Origin of the sequence: Clostridium fallax, from assembly GCF_900129365.1 — a bacterium.
GTDB classification, from domain to species: Bacteria; Bacillota; Clostridia; order Clostridiales; family Clostridiaceae; genus Clostridium_AH; species Clostridium_AH fallax.
In genome coordinates this window covers 57664-72779 of record NZ_FQVM01000006.1, presented here as the reverse complement: position 1 = coordinate 72779, position 15116 = coordinate 57664, and the positions used below count along the sequence as shown (strand labels likewise).

Below are 15116 nucleotides of genomic sequence, written 5' to 3'. Positions count from 1 at the left end.
ATAGGTGTATTCATATTCTATATAGTTAAGTTATTACTTTAAAATTAATTTAATATAAACTTTCATTTGCATAATTCATATTCTATATAGTTAAGTTATTACCCTAATGTAAATATAGTTATAGTGCTATTATTCATCTTTAAAACGAAAGTTTTTGCAGTAATTCTATAGTAATATTTTATTAACAAAATTAAAAATACATGTAATATATTGATGCAACTAACTTTAAGGCATATTTAATGAAAATTTGATTTACTGCAAAATTATTTTTTAGAATAGTATGTCGGTAACATATTGACATACATTAACCCTTTTGCCGAGTGATATAATCCTCTAACCAAAGACGTTGAATCGCCTTAACTTGTTAAATATTATTTTCTTTTTAAATGATTAAAAGCATCTATAAAATTGTTAAATAAATTTTTCGTTGATATTAAATAATATTTATTACTATTATCTAACCTACACCATAAAGCAGTTTCTCTTTTATTAGGTTTAATTTTAATTGCTTTATAAATATGATTTTTTCTTATTGCATACACTTTAATCACTCCAATTTTATTACTATCTATAATAATTGACTAATAAATTAGATTTTATACATTATAAAAAGAGAAATAAAAAAGACTATCTAAAGTCCTCATCTATTTCTCTAATATATGACCTATATGATTCCCTCTGTATGCTCTAATATATAATTTTCTATAGCTTTTCTATAAACTTGATTAGTTACATCATCTATAACATATGTCTTATGTGTTTTAGGATTTTCTCCCTTCTCCATTATTCTTCTTGCTGCTATCTCCACAACTACCATATTAACTTCCATTATAAAATACCTCCTACTTCTTTATCATTTTGTAATAAAATTTGATTTTCTAATTTTTTATTTTCTTTTCTTAATTTTTCTTCTTCTGTTTCTATATGTTCTTTATATTTTGTTATAACAATAATATATTTTAATTCAGATTTTCCTACTTTTGTAACATCTATATGATATTCTAAAGCTTCTCTAAAATTATTATCATTATAAGCAAATGGTAAATCTAAGATTCCTAATTCCTTAGGTCTAAACCAATCTGGAATAGTACCCTCCATTTCTCCAAAAGTGCCGTTAAGTATATTTCCATTTTCTTTATTGTAAATTAATCTATATCCTATTTTTTTCACATCCATATTAGCCTAACCTCCTACTACTGTATAGTCAATTTTAAAAGCATCTTTATATTCAAAATTAGCAGGCCAAGATTCATTTGTAATTTTAAAAATAAAACCGTTACTATTAGGTGTAATTTCCGCTATAAGGGTTTCATGGTCAGCATTATAATAGAATACTGCATTTTCTACATTGTTATAGCTAGAAACTTTTACATATTTATTTTGTTCCACATAAATCATAAGTCTAAAAGGATAAATATAACGAAGACCTTTATATTCTCCATTTATTAATATCATTTTAGGTTGAAATCCTGTAGTTATGTTAAAAGTTAAATTTTTCATTGCTGTCCAACTAGCACCTGAGCTATAAGTTTCCCACGAAGTTAAACCAGATGAACCTTTTAAAGTTTTTAATGCTTTAATATTATCTATGCTATCAACTAAACTTTGCAGATTGTCATTATAATTTTTATAAATACCTTTAGATGCTAACTTCGTTACAAAGTTGCTTTTAATATTATTAGTTTTATTTTTTAGGGTAGAAAAACTGTCACTTTTACTTAAAGGATTTCCGATAACGTCTACCCACAATTTTTTACCGTTATCGGCAAATGTAAAAAGTTCATCCAAAGCTCCTTCTACGTTTTTAGATGAAAAATTATTGCTTGAATCCTTAATACTAACCTTTTCAGCTGTAAGTTCTATATTTTTCACTTGTTCATTTGTTTCATTTATTTTATTTTGTAAAAACTGTAAGTCTTTCTGCGTAGCAAGAATAACTGTAGGATCTACTTTTAAAGTAACATTAGCTGCATTACTAACTTCTAGTATCATTCTAATTTTTAAATCTTTAAGACTACCCTCACTTGTAACTGGTTTATATGTTTCAGGATACTTTCCTATAGCTATAAGATTATTTTCATTATCAAAAACACCAGCTTCACGAATCATAAATCCGCCAATATCTCCAGGTAATAATGTTTCTATTACTATCCAATTAGGGTTTTCTTTGTCTACTGAAATAGAGTTTACATTTCCTTCCCAAACTTTATGTTTAAGTTCTGTTTGGTCCTCTGTTGGATTATAGTAAGTTCCTCCTCCGTCTCCAACCTGTAATTTGGTTATATTTAATTTAGTACCCAATGCATTAGCATTAGCTATTTTTGCTTTACCTGTTGCAGTTAATATAGTATAAAATTGTTCTGCCAAAATTAGTCCTCCCTTCTAGGATAAATTGTAGTAATATCTATTCCTGTGTTATTCCCTATAGCCACATTTACTTTACCTTTACTTTCTATATCTTTAGGACTCCATGGATATACAGTAAGTTCCTCTCCTCCTAAACTTGCACATGCATAATATAGATTCGTCTTTATTTTATTTATCAAAATTGATTTTAAAATTATGTTACAAGGAATTATATATCTGAAATTATCAACTATTTCATTAAAAGCGTTCCAATCAAAAGTATTTATTTCAACCTTTAATATATATTCATTATTAATTACCTCAACTTTATAATTACCTTCGCCAAATAAAGTTTTAAGTTTATATTCAAGAGATCTATGAGTTATAGGCATCTTATCCATTTTTCTATTTTTAATTCTTAGCTTTCTAAACTCTAAAGTTTCATTTTCTAAATCAGCTCTAATTTTAAAAAGCTTTTCTTGATGTTTTATTCCCTGCTCTGTAGCTGTATCTATAAAATTTTCATATAAAATTCTTTTTTGTCCTTTTTCTAAATCTTCTAATTCATAATTTTCTACATCCATTACTACTTTAAAATCTTGTATTTTAGATATTTCAGGTGGCAAAAAATCAATTAATTTCTTTTTCATTTAGTCCCACCTCTTTCAATACTGGAACTTCTTCAGGACCTAAAGACAAATTTTCCTCTTTCCCATTGACTGAAGTATTAAATAAATCAGCAATGCCTTCAATATTTAATATTCTTGCTTCAATTTGACTTATTCTAACTATTGTATTATCCTCTGTATCCCATTTTTTTCTAAGTTCCTTAAGATAATCATTTATAATCTTTTTTATATCTTCTTGTACTTGTCCAATAGTTAATCCTCTCTTTAAAAGAAGTTTAGTATTTATAGTTATATCTATATTTTTTGCACCATTTACAGTAACTACATGCCCAACTGGAGCAAGTCCTAATCCTTTTCCTTTATTTTGCACTGGATCTAAAACTGTTTGCACTTTATTAACTAATTCTGTTGTAGGCACATTATAATCACTATCTAGAAATATTATCTTTACAGTACCTCCACCATTCCATATAGGAAAAACTTTAACAGTTCCAACACTTTCTATTGCTCTAGTACGAACTTTATAGTCCGCTATATTTCCACCAAATGCTTTCTCGTTAAGATGTTCTATATATCTATTAAAAAGACTTTCATTTGTTTCTAAATCTTCTCCTGGAAATATAATATCCTGGAGTTTAGCTATAGATAAATTTTCTATATATTCAATAGGAATTAATAATCCTGTTATAAAATTACTTTCAATTCCTTTACTTTCTGATTGCATTTCATAAATACCAGTAGAAATCTTTTTTATAGCTATAAAATTAAAATCTCCTATAGAAAATCTTGATTTTAAAGGTATATCCATTAAATTATTATCTTGGTCATAAAAATATCCTTTTTTAACTGCATAGGTTGAATCTTCTCTCTTCATTCCTTCTTCTGCTACTCTTAAATCTAAAAGTTCTAGTGGCATATCAGGACTTGCAAAAGTACATTTTAAAAAATAATCCATATCTGAATACATTCTTGCTACTTCTTGTGCTGCTGGAGCTAATGCATTATAAATAATAGAACCTTCTCTTTTATCTAAATCATCAGGTATTTTATTTAACATCCTCATTAAAATAACCTGTTCAGTTTGGCCTTCAAACATTACATTACCTCCTTTTCTATATCAAAATCTCCATAAAAAGAAAAGACAGTAAACTTTACTAGCATACTATCCTTGTTATATTCAAATATAAAATTATCTACATTACTAACTCTATCATCTTGAATTAAAGCTTCTCTAATTCTTCTTTTATATTCACTTTCAGCAATATCTCTATCCTTTCCTATAAGTCCCTTTAATTCACTTCCATAATTACTACTATATATAAGGTATTCAAATCTTTCTGTATTCAAAATTAAATATATAGACTGTTTTAAAGCATCTAACTTATCACAAAAGCCTACAACTTTTCCACTATCAAAATCTATCTTATATGTTTTAGAAGGTTCTATATAATTATCTTTTATTTTTATATCTTCATTTAATAATGCTCCCTGTGGCAATATATTAACTTCACTCATATATTTCACACCACCTTATCTAAAATAAGATACTCATCTCCGCCCTGAAGTCTAAGAAGTATTACCTTATCACCAGATTTAAGTCCTTCTCTAATTACAACTTTACCTAATGAAATAGATGTTAAACCTTCAGTAAAATTATGCATATGAGAAAAATCTATTTCATACCTAGTTAAACTTTCAGGAATAATAAAAAACTTTTTTGATAATATTCTTTTTTGATCTATCTTTATCTTAAAATCTTTTATATCTAATACTTCTCCAAATAAAATATTAACTGGATTAGTAGCGTTTACTGCTCCCAGTCCAGCCTTCTTTATAGTTTCTATCATACCCATAATCACACCACCTTTAAATCAAAATCCATTACAAGTTGTCCTTTAGAAAATTTATGTGTAGCTTCTTCTATTAAATAGAATTGATTTATCCCTTTTTCCTTTATTTCCACATATACTCCTGCTCCAGCTCTAAGTTTTAAATCTGCGTTTATATCTGTACTTATAACATCTTTAAGCTTTAGTGTTTTCTTTTCTCTATTTTTTAATTTAAGAGTAGAATCAATCATTTGCTTAATCTGTGCTGGATTCATTTTTTCATCAACTTTTTTATAATATTGAAGTCTTCCCCATTTAGCTATACTACTGCTATCCTGTTCTATATAAACATCTCTTCCTTTAGTTTCTTTATTATCTCTTACTATCTTTATTCTGTTATATGTTTCAGAATCAATACTATTCTTATATTCATATTTTCCTAAATTACTATCATCACTTATTACCGCTTCCTGTCTCATATTATTTATATTTTTAAGAGTTATATACCCGAAATCATCATATAGTACATATGTCTGCTTTGTGCTAGTAAGGGTTTTATCTAAAGCACTATAAATTATATCTAAAAGTTTTTTATTATCTTCTGTAAAAGCTGGAATAGTATATAAAGTATCCTCAATAGTTCCAAGTCTTAAATTAATATCTTCTACAATTTGAGTTATTACATTACTTGCCTTTTTATTTTCAAAAACATAAGTATCTTGAAATAATAAATATCTCAATTGATCATATGCAGTTATTTTTATTTCTTGGCCATCATCTCCACTATTTTCAAAGAAATAACCATAAAATACTTTATTACCATCTACTTTAAAGCTAATTACATAACCATTTTCTATTTTAATTAAATCATCTTTTATAAGTTTAATAGATAAACTAGAAGGCTTTCCTTTTCTTTTAGTTTTCCAAGTTATTTCACTTACTAAATCACTTATATCAAATATATTCCCTTTTTTATCATCTAATAACAATTGAATATGCATATAGTCACCACCTATGGAATTTTTAAAACTTGTCCATTATAAATAATATTAGGATTTTTAATTTTATCTTTGTTTATGTTATAGATTTCTGGCCATCTATTACCATTTCCTAAATATTTTTTAGCTAAATGCCAAAGAGTATCTCCTTCAACAACAGTATGAATTTTAGGAGTTTGAGGACTACTTTGCCTTATATTATTGTTTGTAATTTTAGTAACAACACTATTATTACTTGAATTATTATTAGTTTTTATAATTACTTTTTTTGCTACATACTTTTGATATCTTTTAAGTTCTAAATTATAATAGATATCTCCTACTTCTCCACCATTTTCATTTAATTTAAAATTTTCTATAGTAAATAAGTCGTTAACTTCTAAAGCTCCTCCTACAAATATAAATCTTATCTTTTGTTTCTTTTCTCTCCATTCTCTAATTTTGGAAATATAAAAACTCGGTTCAAATAATTGTTCCGAGCTTAAATATGGTCCTTTATGTTTAGGAAAATAACTTTCAAAACTTATTTCCGTTAATTTTGGTTTATTTATTATATTTATATCACCTAGATTAATTAAGTTATATATTTTATTATTACTATTTTCACTAATCTCTATTTTTTCAGGAAGTACTGGAATTATAAAACCTTCCTCACCATTATTTATACCTAAATACATTTTATAACCCATTATGCATACAACCCTTCTGCACTATTAGCAAGTTCTTCTTCCATATAAGATTCTATTTTAGATATTATCTTACTTATATCAGCTTCTTCTTTAATATCTCCAGTAGTAATCTGTACACTTGGAGATAATGTTGTAAAGTTTTGTATACTTTCCTGCTCTGCTAAATCTCTAAGCATTTGAAGATGTTCATTTGATACATCCATTTTATCATCTATATTCTTAAGATGATCGTGAGCTCCTTTGGCATGTTTTCCTAATTTATTTTTATCTGGAGCCATAGCTAATGTTCCTGGTCCCTGTGCTGCATTCCATGCATTAATTTGATCATTATTTGCTACCATTTTATTAGGATTAGGTACTGTTCCTAAACCACCAAACATATCTTTTATTCCACTTACAAGTCCAGCACCTTTACTATATCCATAATTAAATTCATTTCCATAATCCTTCATTTCCATTTTAGGAGCAGTCCAGTAATCTTCAGGTGGAGGTCCAATATCTATCTTTAAAGAACTGGAACTAAAATCTCCTATTAAATCACTTAAAAATGGTATTTTCTTAACCATACCTACTATAGAATCTAATGCACTACCAACAAAAGAAACTATATTATTCCAAATGTTAGCAAATAAAGCTTGCATAGAATATAAAGGATGATTAAATACGTTCGCCAAAAATTCTGCTAAACTAGCAAATCCATTCCACACAAAAGCTATCTTATTATATATAAAAGCAAATAAAACTCCAAAACATCCACCTATAAATCCAACAACTTGTTCTGCTGTTACACCACATTGCATCATTATATATATAAATAATGCTATAGATCCTATAACTAACATTATTGGCCAGTTCACCATCATCCATCCAATAGCCATAGCTGCTAAAGTTGTTATAGTATCCCAAAGAGCTGGAATTATTAATGTAATAAAATAAATAGCAACAGCTATTAATATAGGTTCTATTATTGACCAATTATTAATTGCTACCTGTCCAATAAACTCAAAGACATTTATTACACCTACTCCTAAATTAGCTATTATAGATAATCCTAAAGATATTCCATCAAAAAATGTTTGAAAACTACCATTAGAAAATGCATTATTAATTTCTGAAATTAATGGACTTAAAGCTTCTAAAGCATCTTCACCTGATTGTGCTAAAGATGTTTTAATATTTGATTGCAGATTATCAAATTGAGCTGCTGCTGATTGATTATATTGTTCTAGCATTTGTTCAGTAAATCCTTTTTTGCTTAATAGTTCATCAAACTTATTAATAAAATCTCCCATATCTTTCGATGCTTTTAAAATTTCAGCATCTGCTTTACCAAACCCAAAACGCTCTTTTAAAGAAACAAAGTCACCACTCATAGCTTCTTTCATTGCAAATCCAGCACCTTGTAGCCCCTGTGTAGGATCCATAAGAGTTAATCTTTCTGATAAACTTGCTAATTTATCAAGACTATCTGTATTCTTAGTAAACTGCATAAACTTTCTAGCATTAGCTGCAAAATCCTCAAATCCAAATACACTTTCATTAGCCTTTTTCTGCAAATTATCAAAATATGCAGTAGCAACTTCTTTGTTTCCCATAATTCCCTGAAGGGTAAATAATTGTTGCTGCAACCCCATTGCTCCACCAATTGTGGCCTTAATTCCCTCTTTAACTGCTTGAAATCCTAAATATCCAGCTACTAATCCCTTAACTTTACCTATTAAATTATCACTTACATTACATCCTTTATTTAATGAGTTATTTAACTTTTCTTGTGAACTTGATGCTCTTTCTTGTGCATTAATCAACTCATTAAATGCAGCATTTGCTTTTATAATTGCTCCTTTTGCCGCATTTAATGAATTAGTGGTTTTTATATCTCTATTTGCTGAATTATTTAAATGATCCATAGCATTTATTGTTAAATTTAAAGCTTGTGTAACTTGTTGTAGAGGTCTTGTCATTTCATCAAACATTTTTAAAGCTGTAGATACTGTTGCTATAACTATCACCTCTTTTAATCATAATAAAAGCACTCTATTTAAGAGTGCCGGAGCTTCTATTTTCTTTAATTAATATATTTATTATAGTATAGGGATATTCTTGCTTTTCTAATATGAGCAAATAATTTTTTCCATTCACTTGAAAGTTTAATCCATCTTTAGCAATTTGTATTGCTGTTATTTTATTTAAAGGTATCTCAAATCCATTTTTAGGAGAAATAAAAATAATTCTTTGATTAGTTATAAATAGACTACCGTCAAAAAAATAATTTACATTTCCTTTTATAGGTCTTGATCTTCCACCACCAGTTCTATAGCTTAATCCTTTTGCAATTCTTAAAGTTATTCCTGATGATTTACCTGTATATCCAACTGTTTCATTTTTGGTTATTAATCGTGTTCCATTAGAAGCATAATAACATTTTTCATTTGGCTTATAAATAAAATCATTTGTTTGTATAATTATTAATTGTCCAGAATCAATACTAGAATAACCATCTTCATTCATATATGGATTATTATTTACTTTTTTAGTTAGTTTTTTCTTAATTTGTTCTTTTTGTATATTCTTTTCTTGTCTTTTCTTTTCTTCTTGCTTTATATACTCTGCACTACTATATTTTTTATATTTCTTAAAGAATAATATATTTACTAATACTAACAAAATATATAGTATGCTAACGACTATATAATCTGATACACTATATTTTCCTATATTTTTTATTATACTAATAACTCCATATATAATATAAAATCCTACTAGAATAGCTAAAGTCAAAAATAAATTTGCTTTTTTATGCATAAAGTACACCCCATTTCTAAATCTAATAATAGCAAATATTGTCTAAAATCTCAATATTATACTAATATTTTATCTTTTTCATGGATTTACTTTCTAATTCGACTTTTAAATCAATACTGGCATATATAAAAGCTTTTTCCTCTCTTGACATTTTAACTAATGTACTAGGAAGTATTTTAAGTTTATGGAGAGCATAGTGAGCATAGACAGCTTCACCATCATCTCCTTTTATTAGTTTTTTGCTTCTTCCATTAACTCCTTCATATTTTTATCATAGCCATTTACAGTACTTACAATACTAGACCATTCAGCATACTCACCATCCATCATTTTTGATTTCATAGCATTTAAAAGAGCTTCTGCTCCCATAACACCCCAGTTAGCCTGAAGTTCAGCATTTTTTAAATCAGGACATACTGTTGTTTCTATAATTAGATTAGCTGTATATTTATCCTGGTTAGTTTCAGCAATTTTCTGCCCTTTTATAAAGCTAATATTTCTGCATTTCTTTCTTATTTCATCACCCTTTTCAGCACTTATAGGTCTAAATTTCATTTTTCTTTTCTTTCCACCTAAAGTTATTTCCTTTTCTATTTCTTCTGTTTCCTCAAAACTATCTATTAAAAACTCTTCGAATTGTCCCATTATTAATTCACTCCTACTATTTTATTATTTTTTTATTCTCCAAATTTCTTTGGTTTATTAAATTTATCTAATAAATCTACATCTTCAAATGTAAATGCCATATCTTCTTCTAAAACTTCTTTATCAATATCTAATAAGGCCATAGGCACTTCATCTAGATTACAATCTTTTAATATAGTTGTTTGCTTACCTATGGTACTTGTTGGATCTTCATTAGTTACTGCCATATCAAAATAAGTATCTACACCTGTTTTCATATATTTAATCATAATTTCTCTGAACAAAGATGTTGCGTAATGAACTGTAAGAGTTCCCTCTCCACTCCATCCAGCAGCTTTATGCTGTGTACCTCTTTTACCTAAAGTCTTACCTTCTGTTTTCTTTTTCTTAACTTTAGCTTCTACTTTTTTTGCATAGAATAGTTCTTCATTTCTTCCATCTATGGTTATATAAGCTCTAGCTTCTTGTCCACTTATAGTATCACTAAACTTCATATAAGACATGCTATCTCACCTCCACATTCATATATAATTTTTCAGGAGAATCTATAGGTTGAACTCCTATATTGGCAATAACAGAATCTTTCTCTTCTCCTTGTAAAACTACAACATCCTCTGGTACAACATTCTCTAATGCATTTTTACCCTGTAAAACTTCCAAAAGTTTAATTATATCTTTTTTGAATAAATTTCTTCCATCATTATTGTTATTACCCTTACCTATATAATTTAAATCCCATATAGATTTTATAGAATTATTTACTTCATCTAATGTTCTTATAACTCTATTTTTTCTATAATCCTTTGATTTAATATCATTAAATGACTTAAGAGTATTTATATCCTGTTCAATTACTACTTTACCGTTATTTATAGTAAATACTATTTCGCCATTTTTTAATGCTTCTATAATTTCTTTATTTGTATATCTAGTATTTACATCAATAGCACCATCATAAACTGAATAAGTATTAGATTGATTTACAGTAGCTCCAGCAGTTGCTCCAGCTACAAACGCCACTGCTTTATCTGATGTTATTTCTATATTTTCTAGTAAAACACCATTTTTAACACTTATAACACCTTCAAAATCTGCTTGTGGGTAATTTTCTAAAACTACCTGTACTTTTTTTCCTTCCTGTTCTCTAAGTCTTTTTATAAAGGTTGTAGCTATAGATTTTATAGATGCATCTTTGGTTGGAATACCCATTGTAACCCATTCATAAGCTTCAACTGCTGCTAAATAATCTGTATAATTTTGATTAGTAACTGTTCCATCTTCTCCACCTGTAAGTGGTAATCCAGCAGTTACCTTTAATTCACTACCTTTAAATTCAACATAATCATTACCTTTTAATTCTGATATTGACTTTACTAACTGCCTATCAATCTTATTATTTTCAAACATAGTTATTACTTCAAATATTGAAGCTTCATCTATATTTTTTTGAATTACTATAGTAATGTTATTTCCTTTAGTTCCAGTATATTTAGCATTTACAGTTAAATTATCTAAGGTTGCAGTAGCTTTTTTTCCTTCATTAAGTCTATAAAGTAATAATGTTTTAGCTCTCTTAAAAGCTTCTCTTATTAAAAGTACACTTTCATCAGTTATATTTATACCTAGTACAGAAGATAAATCATCATCAGCATGTATAGTAATAATCTTCTTTTCAGGTCCCCATGGTAAACTTAATGGAAGTGTTACAATACCTCTTTCACCCATAGGTGATATTGTTTCTTTTTTAGATCTAAAATTTATATATGCTCCTGGTCTAATTTTATTTTGTTTGGTCCATGTTCCACCTGCCATTTAATTCACTTCCTTTTCATTAAACTCTTTTAATTTTTCTTTAGATTCTTCAATTGAATATTGCTCATTTTCATTTAAAAGAGTTTGTAAAATATCTTTTTCAATTACAGAAAACTGTTTAGATTCTAATATTTGTTCTTTAGTGAACTTATTTTCATCCATTCTTTTCTACTACCTCCTGTGTTAATTTTTGCATTTTAACTGAATCAACAGCCTTATCTTTCTTAATAACAGTAAAATTAAAATTCAAATAAAAATGTAAAACACTATCTACAACTTCATGTTTCATATTCATAGTTCTATATAAATCTCCATTAACTTCTATATACTCAAGTAATTCATAAAATTTATCAGCCATATCTAAGCAATCTGAATTTATATCTTCTTTATCACTAAAATAATGAATATCAAATGAGATATATCTTTTGTATCTTTTATTTAATTCTTTATTCTGTTCTGAATCTAAAATCTTAATAAAAAAACAAGGCTCCTCAAAACCTTGTACTATCTCTTCACCATATATATTTATGTTAGGAAATTCTTTATCTAAAGTATTATTAATCCCTATTTTCAAATCATTAGTTATCATGTTTGTTACCTACCATTTAGTATTTGATTTAATAATTCTACTTGCTTATTCTCTAAAAACTTAGGTAGTTGCCTCTCTATTTCTTGCATAGATATTGTGGCCATAAATCTACCCTCTACCCAACCTTTATGATTTCTAGTCCTATGACCATACTCAACAAATGAAGCATATTCAGTATTATTAAATATTTCTACCACATAAGAATTACCCTTTTTTTCTACATTGCTTACTTGCCAGTTACGTCTTAAATTTCCTCCTGCTTTATTAGAATAAACTCCAACTGGAGTACGTTTTTTTATTTTTCTTTCAGCTCTAAAAGCCATTTCTAATAGGAATTCTCTTATCCATCTTTCAATTATTCTTTCATCTAAAGCTTTTTGAAAACTATTTGCCATATTCTTAAACTGTGAATAATCAAAGCTACCTAATTTACTCATTAAGCTTTACCCTCTTTACTTAAAATAATCTCTTGATGTGTATTATATTTAAATCCTTCTCCAGCTTTATATAATTCTTTTTCTCCAAATTTATTTAAAACTGTTATGGTATCACCTTGATTAATAGTTAATTCTGGACCTAAAAAAAGCTTAAGCTCATAAGCAACTTGATTTATAGTATCACTCTGACTATTTTTACTCAGAGTTTGTTTTGATACTTTACAAGGCTTATTTTCATATTTCATTTTAGATACCAATTTAGTTTCTTTGGTAACAGGATCCTTAATCTTTTCTTTACCACCAGTTATGATGCATTTACAATCATACAGACTTTCTACTACTTTTTTAGCTTGTTTAAGTGCTTTATTTAGCATTACCACACCAACTTCCTATATTTATTAAGTTGAGATTTATAATCCTTAAGTAAATTATCTTTAAATTCATTTTCTGAACTTCTGTAACTTATTGATATATCACCTTCACTTATAGAAGAAATAGAACCTAGAGGTGTTTCTTCTTCCCCTAAGTTCTGATTTCTATATGAATCTATAGCCATTTTTATAACTATATTATTTAATTCTTCTGGGACTTCTTTTATATTACAATAATCTTTTATTATCTGAAACACATCATCTAATACAAATTCTAAATAAACATCCTTAGTGTTATCATCTAATGATATACCTAAAAGACTTTTTAATTTATCAAGTTTAAGCATAATTACACCTTCTTATATTTTATGCTTAAATGCTACTATTCTTATTTGCTTAGGTTCATATACTCTTTCCCAGTTAGTCTTTTCTTTTAATTCAGCTCTACTTGGTCCCTCTGTTTTAGCAACTTTGGTATTTGTAAATTTAATTCCTCTTGGATGTAAAATATATGTTTTTCTATTAATTAAGTAATCTACTCCTGAACCTTTTTTCTTATCTCTATCAGTTTCAGTTGGTACAAATCCTACTGGATTACCGTTACCTAATGCAATGGCACCTTGTCCAAATAAATAAGTAGTATATATTCCACTTGAATCTACTGGGCAACCATCATCTACTATAACTCTTTTATCTTGATAAACATCAAATTCTGGACTATCAGAAGGTCTTATAGTTTGAATTAAATTCTGCTTTTTAAGTTCTGATTTAACTGCACTATGCATCATAACACCAGTTAATAATTCTTGTGCATCTCCTAGCTTTTGTTGAGCATCTATAAATGCACTAGCACTCCATTTAGCTTTATCTCCTTCTAAAGATGATATATCAAGTAAATTATCTTTCATACTTGTAGCACTGAATATACCATTAAGAATTGCTATTAACTCCTTCTGCATATCTCTTGCCCAGAATCCTGAAACTAATTGTCCTATTGCTCCCATAGGATCTTTACCTGACATTGCTGCTGATAAATCTGTTGCACTCCACATTTTTGCCCTTCTAAGGATTGCTGCGACATCTTTTTTAGAAGTAATCTTAGCAGCTTCTAAATCTCCATCTTCAATTATTTGCTCTGATTCTCCTGTTAAATCTTCAAAAAATGGCATATTAATTAGTGGACTTGCTTGTGACGCTAGACTATCAAATTCACTGTTATTTGTTATAATTCCACTCTGTATCAGTGCTGACTTCTCCATTGTTTTATTTATTACATATGGATTAAATAATTCTGGTACTATAACATCACTTAATTTTGTTCCCATATTTTATCACCTTTCCTTTTCTTATATATTTACTCCAGCTTCAGATGCCAATTGCTTAGCCTGTTCTGGATTTTCTTTAAATATTTTTCCTTGCTCTGTTAAATTAAAAGAATCTTTTTTCCATGGATTATATCCTTGAGATACTTTAATTCCATCTGTAGGTTTTATTCCTGTGAACTTAGTTTTTTGCTCTTCTGAAAATAAATAAGGATCAGATGTTTTTAAGCCTTTTAGCTGTTCATCTAATCCTATTAATGTTTCACCATCTAATTTTATATTTTCGTTATTTAATAAAGCTTTAACTGCCTTACTATTCTTTGCTCCAGCTTTACCTAAAGCTTTTTCCAATGCGTAATTAAATTGCATTTCTTTTATTTTGTTTTCATAATCTTTAACTTTAGTTTCATACTCTCCTACTTTAGTTTGTAAAGTTTCATTGTCCTTATTATCTTTCTTTAAAGTAGTAATAGTATCATTAGCTGTTTTAAGTTGCTGATTTAAAGTATCAAACTTTTCTTTATCAACATAATTTGAACTATCAACTAAATCTATATCCTTATATTTAGTTTGTAATTCTTCAGGTATTTGTTTAAAATGTTCTCCTAATATTTCACTTAACTTTGACATATTATCATTCCTTTCTT

At 27.6% G+C, this 15116-nt stretch carries 22 protein-coding genes and 1 CRISPR repeat array (1 of these 23 running past the window's edge); all 22 genes read right to left on the bottom strand.

Translation table 11 applies throughout. From position 1 onward, the window contains the following. Nucleotides 1-102: a CRISPR direct-repeat array (repeat unit 29 nt; unit sequence ATTCATATTCTATATAGTTAAGTTATTAC); it reaches 385 nt to the left of the window's first position. A 269-nt stretch (nt 103-371) separates the two neighbouring features. Next, complete coding sequence (locus BUA70_RS13045) at nt 372-542, bottom strand: hypothetical protein (protein WP_159429642.1); 171 nt, start codon at nt 540-542, stop codon at nt 372-374. A gap of 122 nt (nt 543-664) precedes the next feature. Beyond that, the gene (locus BUA70_RS13145) at nt 665-829 is read right to left on the bottom strand and encodes a hypothetical protein (protein WP_172607480.1); all 165 of its coding nucleotides are present in this window, start codon (nt 827-829) and stop codon (nt 665-667) included. Beyond that, nucleotides 829-1176, bottom strand: a complete 348-nt coding sequence (locus tag BUA70_RS04845) for a hypothetical protein (RefSeq protein WP_072894051.1) — start codon at nt 1174-1176, stop codon at nt 829-831. The genes BUA70_RS13145 and BUA70_RS04845 overlap by 1 nt, the downstream gene beginning before the upstream one ends. Nucleotides 1177-1182: 6 nt before the next feature. After that, nucleotides 1183-2367, bottom strand: a complete 1185-nt coding sequence (locus BUA70_RS04840; protein ID WP_072894048.1) for a phage tail protein — start codon at nt 2365-2367, stop codon at nt 1183-1185. 2 nt (nt 2368-2369) lie between these two features. Beyond that, nucleotides 2370-2996, bottom strand: coding sequence for a putative phage tail protein (locus BUA70_RS04835; RefSeq protein WP_072894045.1), 627 nt, complete (start codon nt 2994-2996; stop codon nt 2370-2372). Further along, nucleotides 2977-4071, bottom strand: coding sequence for a baseplate J/gp47 family protein (locus BUA70_RS04830; RefSeq protein WP_072894043.1), 1095 nt, complete (start codon nt 4069-4071; stop codon nt 2977-2979). The genes BUA70_RS04835 and BUA70_RS04830 overlap by 20 nt, the downstream gene beginning before the upstream one ends. Beyond that, complete coding sequence (locus BUA70_RS04825; RefSeq protein ID WP_072894040.1) at nt 4071-4490, bottom strand: DUF2634 domain-containing protein; 420 nt, start codon at nt 4488-4490, stop codon at nt 4071-4073. Before BUA70_RS04825 ends, BUA70_RS04830 begins: the two co-directional genes overlap by 1 nt. A 5-nt stretch (nt 4491-4495) precedes the next feature. Next, nucleotides 4496-4828, bottom strand: a complete 333-nt coding sequence (locus BUA70_RS04820) for a DUF2577 domain-containing protein (RefSeq protein ID WP_072894037.1) — start codon at nt 4826-4828, stop codon at nt 4496-4498. 2 nt (nt 4829-4830) lie between these two features. Further along, nucleotides 4831-5805 carry an XkdQ/YqbQ family protein gene (locus BUA70_RS04815; RefSeq protein WP_072894035.1) on the bottom strand — a complete coding sequence of 325 codons (975 nt, stop codon included), beginning with the start codon at nt 5803-5805 and terminating at the stop codon, nt 4831-4833. A gap of 11 nt (nt 5806-5816) precedes the next feature. Then, entirely contained in the window at nt 5817-6491 is a 675-nt protein-coding gene (locus BUA70_RS04810; RefSeq protein WP_072894032.1) for a LysM peptidoglycan-binding domain-containing protein, read from the bottom strand. After that, nucleotides 6491-8500, bottom strand: a complete 2010-nt coding sequence (locus tag BUA70_RS04805) for a phage tail family protein (protein WP_242977322.1) — start codon at nt 8498-8500, stop codon at nt 6491-6493. Before BUA70_RS04805 ends, BUA70_RS04810 begins: the two co-directional genes overlap by 1 nt. Before the next feature lie 25 nt (nt 8501-8525). Continuing rightward, nucleotides 8526-9293: a PH domain-containing protein gene (locus BUA70_RS04800; protein ID WP_072894029.1), complete on the bottom strand. Its 768-nt coding sequence runs from the start codon at nt 9291-9293 to the stop codon at nt 8526-8528. A 231-nt stretch (nt 9294-9524) separates the two neighbouring features. Further along, nucleotides 9525-9938, bottom strand: a complete 414-nt coding sequence (locus tag BUA70_RS04795) for a phage tail assembly chaperone (RefSeq protein WP_072894026.1) — start codon at nt 9936-9938, stop codon at nt 9525-9527. Between the two features lie 32 nt (nt 9939-9970). Then, nucleotides 9971-10441, bottom strand: coding sequence for a phage tail tube protein (locus tag BUA70_RS04790; protein WP_072894023.1), 471 nt, complete (start codon nt 10439-10441; stop codon nt 9971-9973). 1 nt (nt 10442) lies between these two features. Further along, on the bottom strand, nt 10443-11750 hold the full coding sequence (locus BUA70_RS04785; RefSeq protein ID WP_072894020.1) for a phage tail sheath family protein: 1308 nt from the start codon (nt 11748-11750) through the stop codon (nt 10443-10445). Next, nucleotides 11751-11912, bottom strand: coding sequence for a hypothetical protein (locus tag BUA70_RS13140; protein ID WP_172607481.1), 162 nt, complete (start codon nt 11910-11912; stop codon nt 11751-11753). Then, nucleotides 11905-12339, bottom strand: a complete 435-nt coding sequence (locus BUA70_RS04780) for a phage tail terminator family protein (protein ID WP_072894017.1) — start codon at nt 12337-12339, stop codon at nt 11905-11907. Before BUA70_RS04780 ends, BUA70_RS13140 begins: the two co-directional genes overlap by 8 nt. 5 nt (nt 12340-12344) lie before the next feature. Next, on the bottom strand, nt 12345-12776 hold the full coding sequence (locus BUA70_RS04775; RefSeq protein ID WP_072894014.1) for an HK97 gp10 family phage protein: 432 nt from the start codon (nt 12774-12776) through the stop codon (nt 12345-12347). Beyond that, the gene (locus BUA70_RS04770; RefSeq protein WP_072894011.1) at nt 12776-13150 is read right to left on the bottom strand and encodes a hypothetical protein; all 375 of its coding nucleotides are present in this window, start codon (nt 13148-13150) and stop codon (nt 12776-12778) included. The genes BUA70_RS04775 and BUA70_RS04770 overlap by 1 nt, the downstream gene beginning before the upstream one ends. Beyond that, a complete protein-coding gene (locus BUA70_RS04765) occupies nt 13150-13494 on the bottom strand; it encodes a phage head-tail connector protein (protein WP_072894008.1) in 345 nt (114 codons plus the stop codon). The genes BUA70_RS04770 and BUA70_RS04765 overlap by 1 nt, the downstream gene beginning before the upstream one ends. A 12-nt stretch (nt 13495-13506) precedes the next feature. After that, nucleotides 13507-14472 carry a major capsid protein gene (locus tag BUA70_RS04760; RefSeq protein ID WP_072894005.1) on the bottom strand — a complete coding sequence of 322 codons (966 nt, stop codon included), beginning with the start codon at nt 14470-14472 and terminating at the stop codon, nt 13507-13509. A 21-nt stretch (nt 14473-14493) separates the two neighbouring features. Then, entirely contained in the window at nt 14494-15099 is a 606-nt protein-coding gene (locus BUA70_RS04755; RefSeq protein ID WP_072894002.1) for a phage scaffolding protein, read from the bottom strand. Between the last annotated feature and the right edge of the window lie 17 nt (nt 15100-15116).

What these genes read in the sequence shown, in the direction of transcription:
- BUA70_RS13145 (WP_172607480.1), bottom strand. Translation starts at nt 829, where the DNA reads ATGGAAGTTAATATGGTAGTTGTGGAGATAGCAGCAAGAAGAATAATG.
- BUA70_RS04845 (WP_072894051.1), bottom strand. Translation starts at nt 1,176, where the DNA reads ATGGATGTGAAAAAAATAGGATATAGATTAATTTACAATAAAGAAAAT.
- BUA70_RS04835 (WP_072894045.1), bottom strand. Translation starts at nt 2,996, where the DNA reads ATGAAAAAGAAATTAATTGATTTTTTGCCACCTGAAATATCTAAAATA.
- BUA70_RS04830 (WP_072894043.1), bottom strand. Translation starts at nt 4,071, where the DNA reads ATGTTTGAAGGCCAAACTGAACAGGTTATTTTAATGAGGATGTTAAAT.
- BUA70_RS04825 (WP_072894040.1), bottom strand. Translation starts at nt 4,490, where the DNA reads ATGAGTGAAGTTAATATATTGCCACAGGGAGCATTATTAAATGAAGAT.
- BUA70_RS04820 (WP_072894037.1), bottom strand. Translation starts at nt 4,828, where the DNA reads ATGGGTATGATAGAAACTATAAAGAAGGCTGGACTGGGAGCAGTAAAC.
- BUA70_RS04815 (WP_072894035.1), bottom strand. Translation starts at nt 5,805, where the DNA reads ATGCATATTCAATTGTTATTAGATGATAAAAAAGGGAATATATTTGAT.
- BUA70_RS04810 (WP_072894032.1), bottom strand. Translation starts at nt 6,491, where the DNA reads ATGGGTTATAAAATGTATTTAGGTATAAATAATGGTGAGGAAGGTTTT.
- BUA70_RS04800 (WP_072894029.1), bottom strand. Translation starts at nt 9,293, where the DNA reads ATGCATAAAAAAGCAAATTTATTTTTGACTTTAGCTATTCTAGTAGGA.
- BUA70_RS04795 (WP_072894026.1), bottom strand. Translation starts at nt 9,938, where the DNA reads ATGGGACAATTCGAAGAGTTTTTAATAGATAGTTTTGAGGAAACAGAA.
- BUA70_RS04790 (WP_072894023.1), bottom strand. Translation starts at nt 10,441, where the DNA reads ATGTCTTATATGAAGTTTAGTGATACTATAAGTGGACAAGAAGCTAGA.
- BUA70_RS04785 (WP_072894020.1), bottom strand. Translation starts at nt 11,750, where the DNA reads ATGGCAGGTGGAACATGGACCAAACAAAATAAAATTAGACCAGGAGCA.
- BUA70_RS13140 (WP_172607481.1), bottom strand. Translation starts at nt 11,912, where the DNA reads ATGGATGAAAATAAGTTCACTAAAGAACAAATATTAGAATCTAAACAG.
- BUA70_RS04780 (WP_072894017.1), bottom strand. Translation starts at nt 12,339, where the DNA reads ATGATAACTAATGATTTGAAAATAGGGATTAATAATACTTTAGATAAA.
- BUA70_RS04775 (WP_072894014.1), bottom strand. Translation starts at nt 12,776, where the DNA reads ATGAGTAAATTAGGTAGCTTTGATTATTCACAGTTTAAGAATATGGCA.
- BUA70_RS04770 (WP_072894011.1), bottom strand. Translation starts at nt 13,150, where the DNA reads ATGCTAAATAAAGCACTTAAACAAGCTAAAAAAGTAGTAGAAAGTCTG.
- BUA70_RS04765 (WP_072894008.1), bottom strand. Translation starts at nt 13,494, where the DNA reads ATGCTTAAACTTGATAAATTAAAAAGTCTTTTAGGTATATCATTAGAT.
- BUA70_RS04760 (WP_072894005.1), bottom strand. Translation starts at nt 14,472, where the DNA reads ATGGGAACAAAATTAAGTGATGTTATAGTACCAGAATTATTTAATCCA.
- BUA70_RS04755 (WP_072894002.1), bottom strand. Translation starts at nt 15,099, where the DNA reads ATGTCAAAGTTAAGTGAAATATTAGGAGAACATTTTAAACAAATACCT.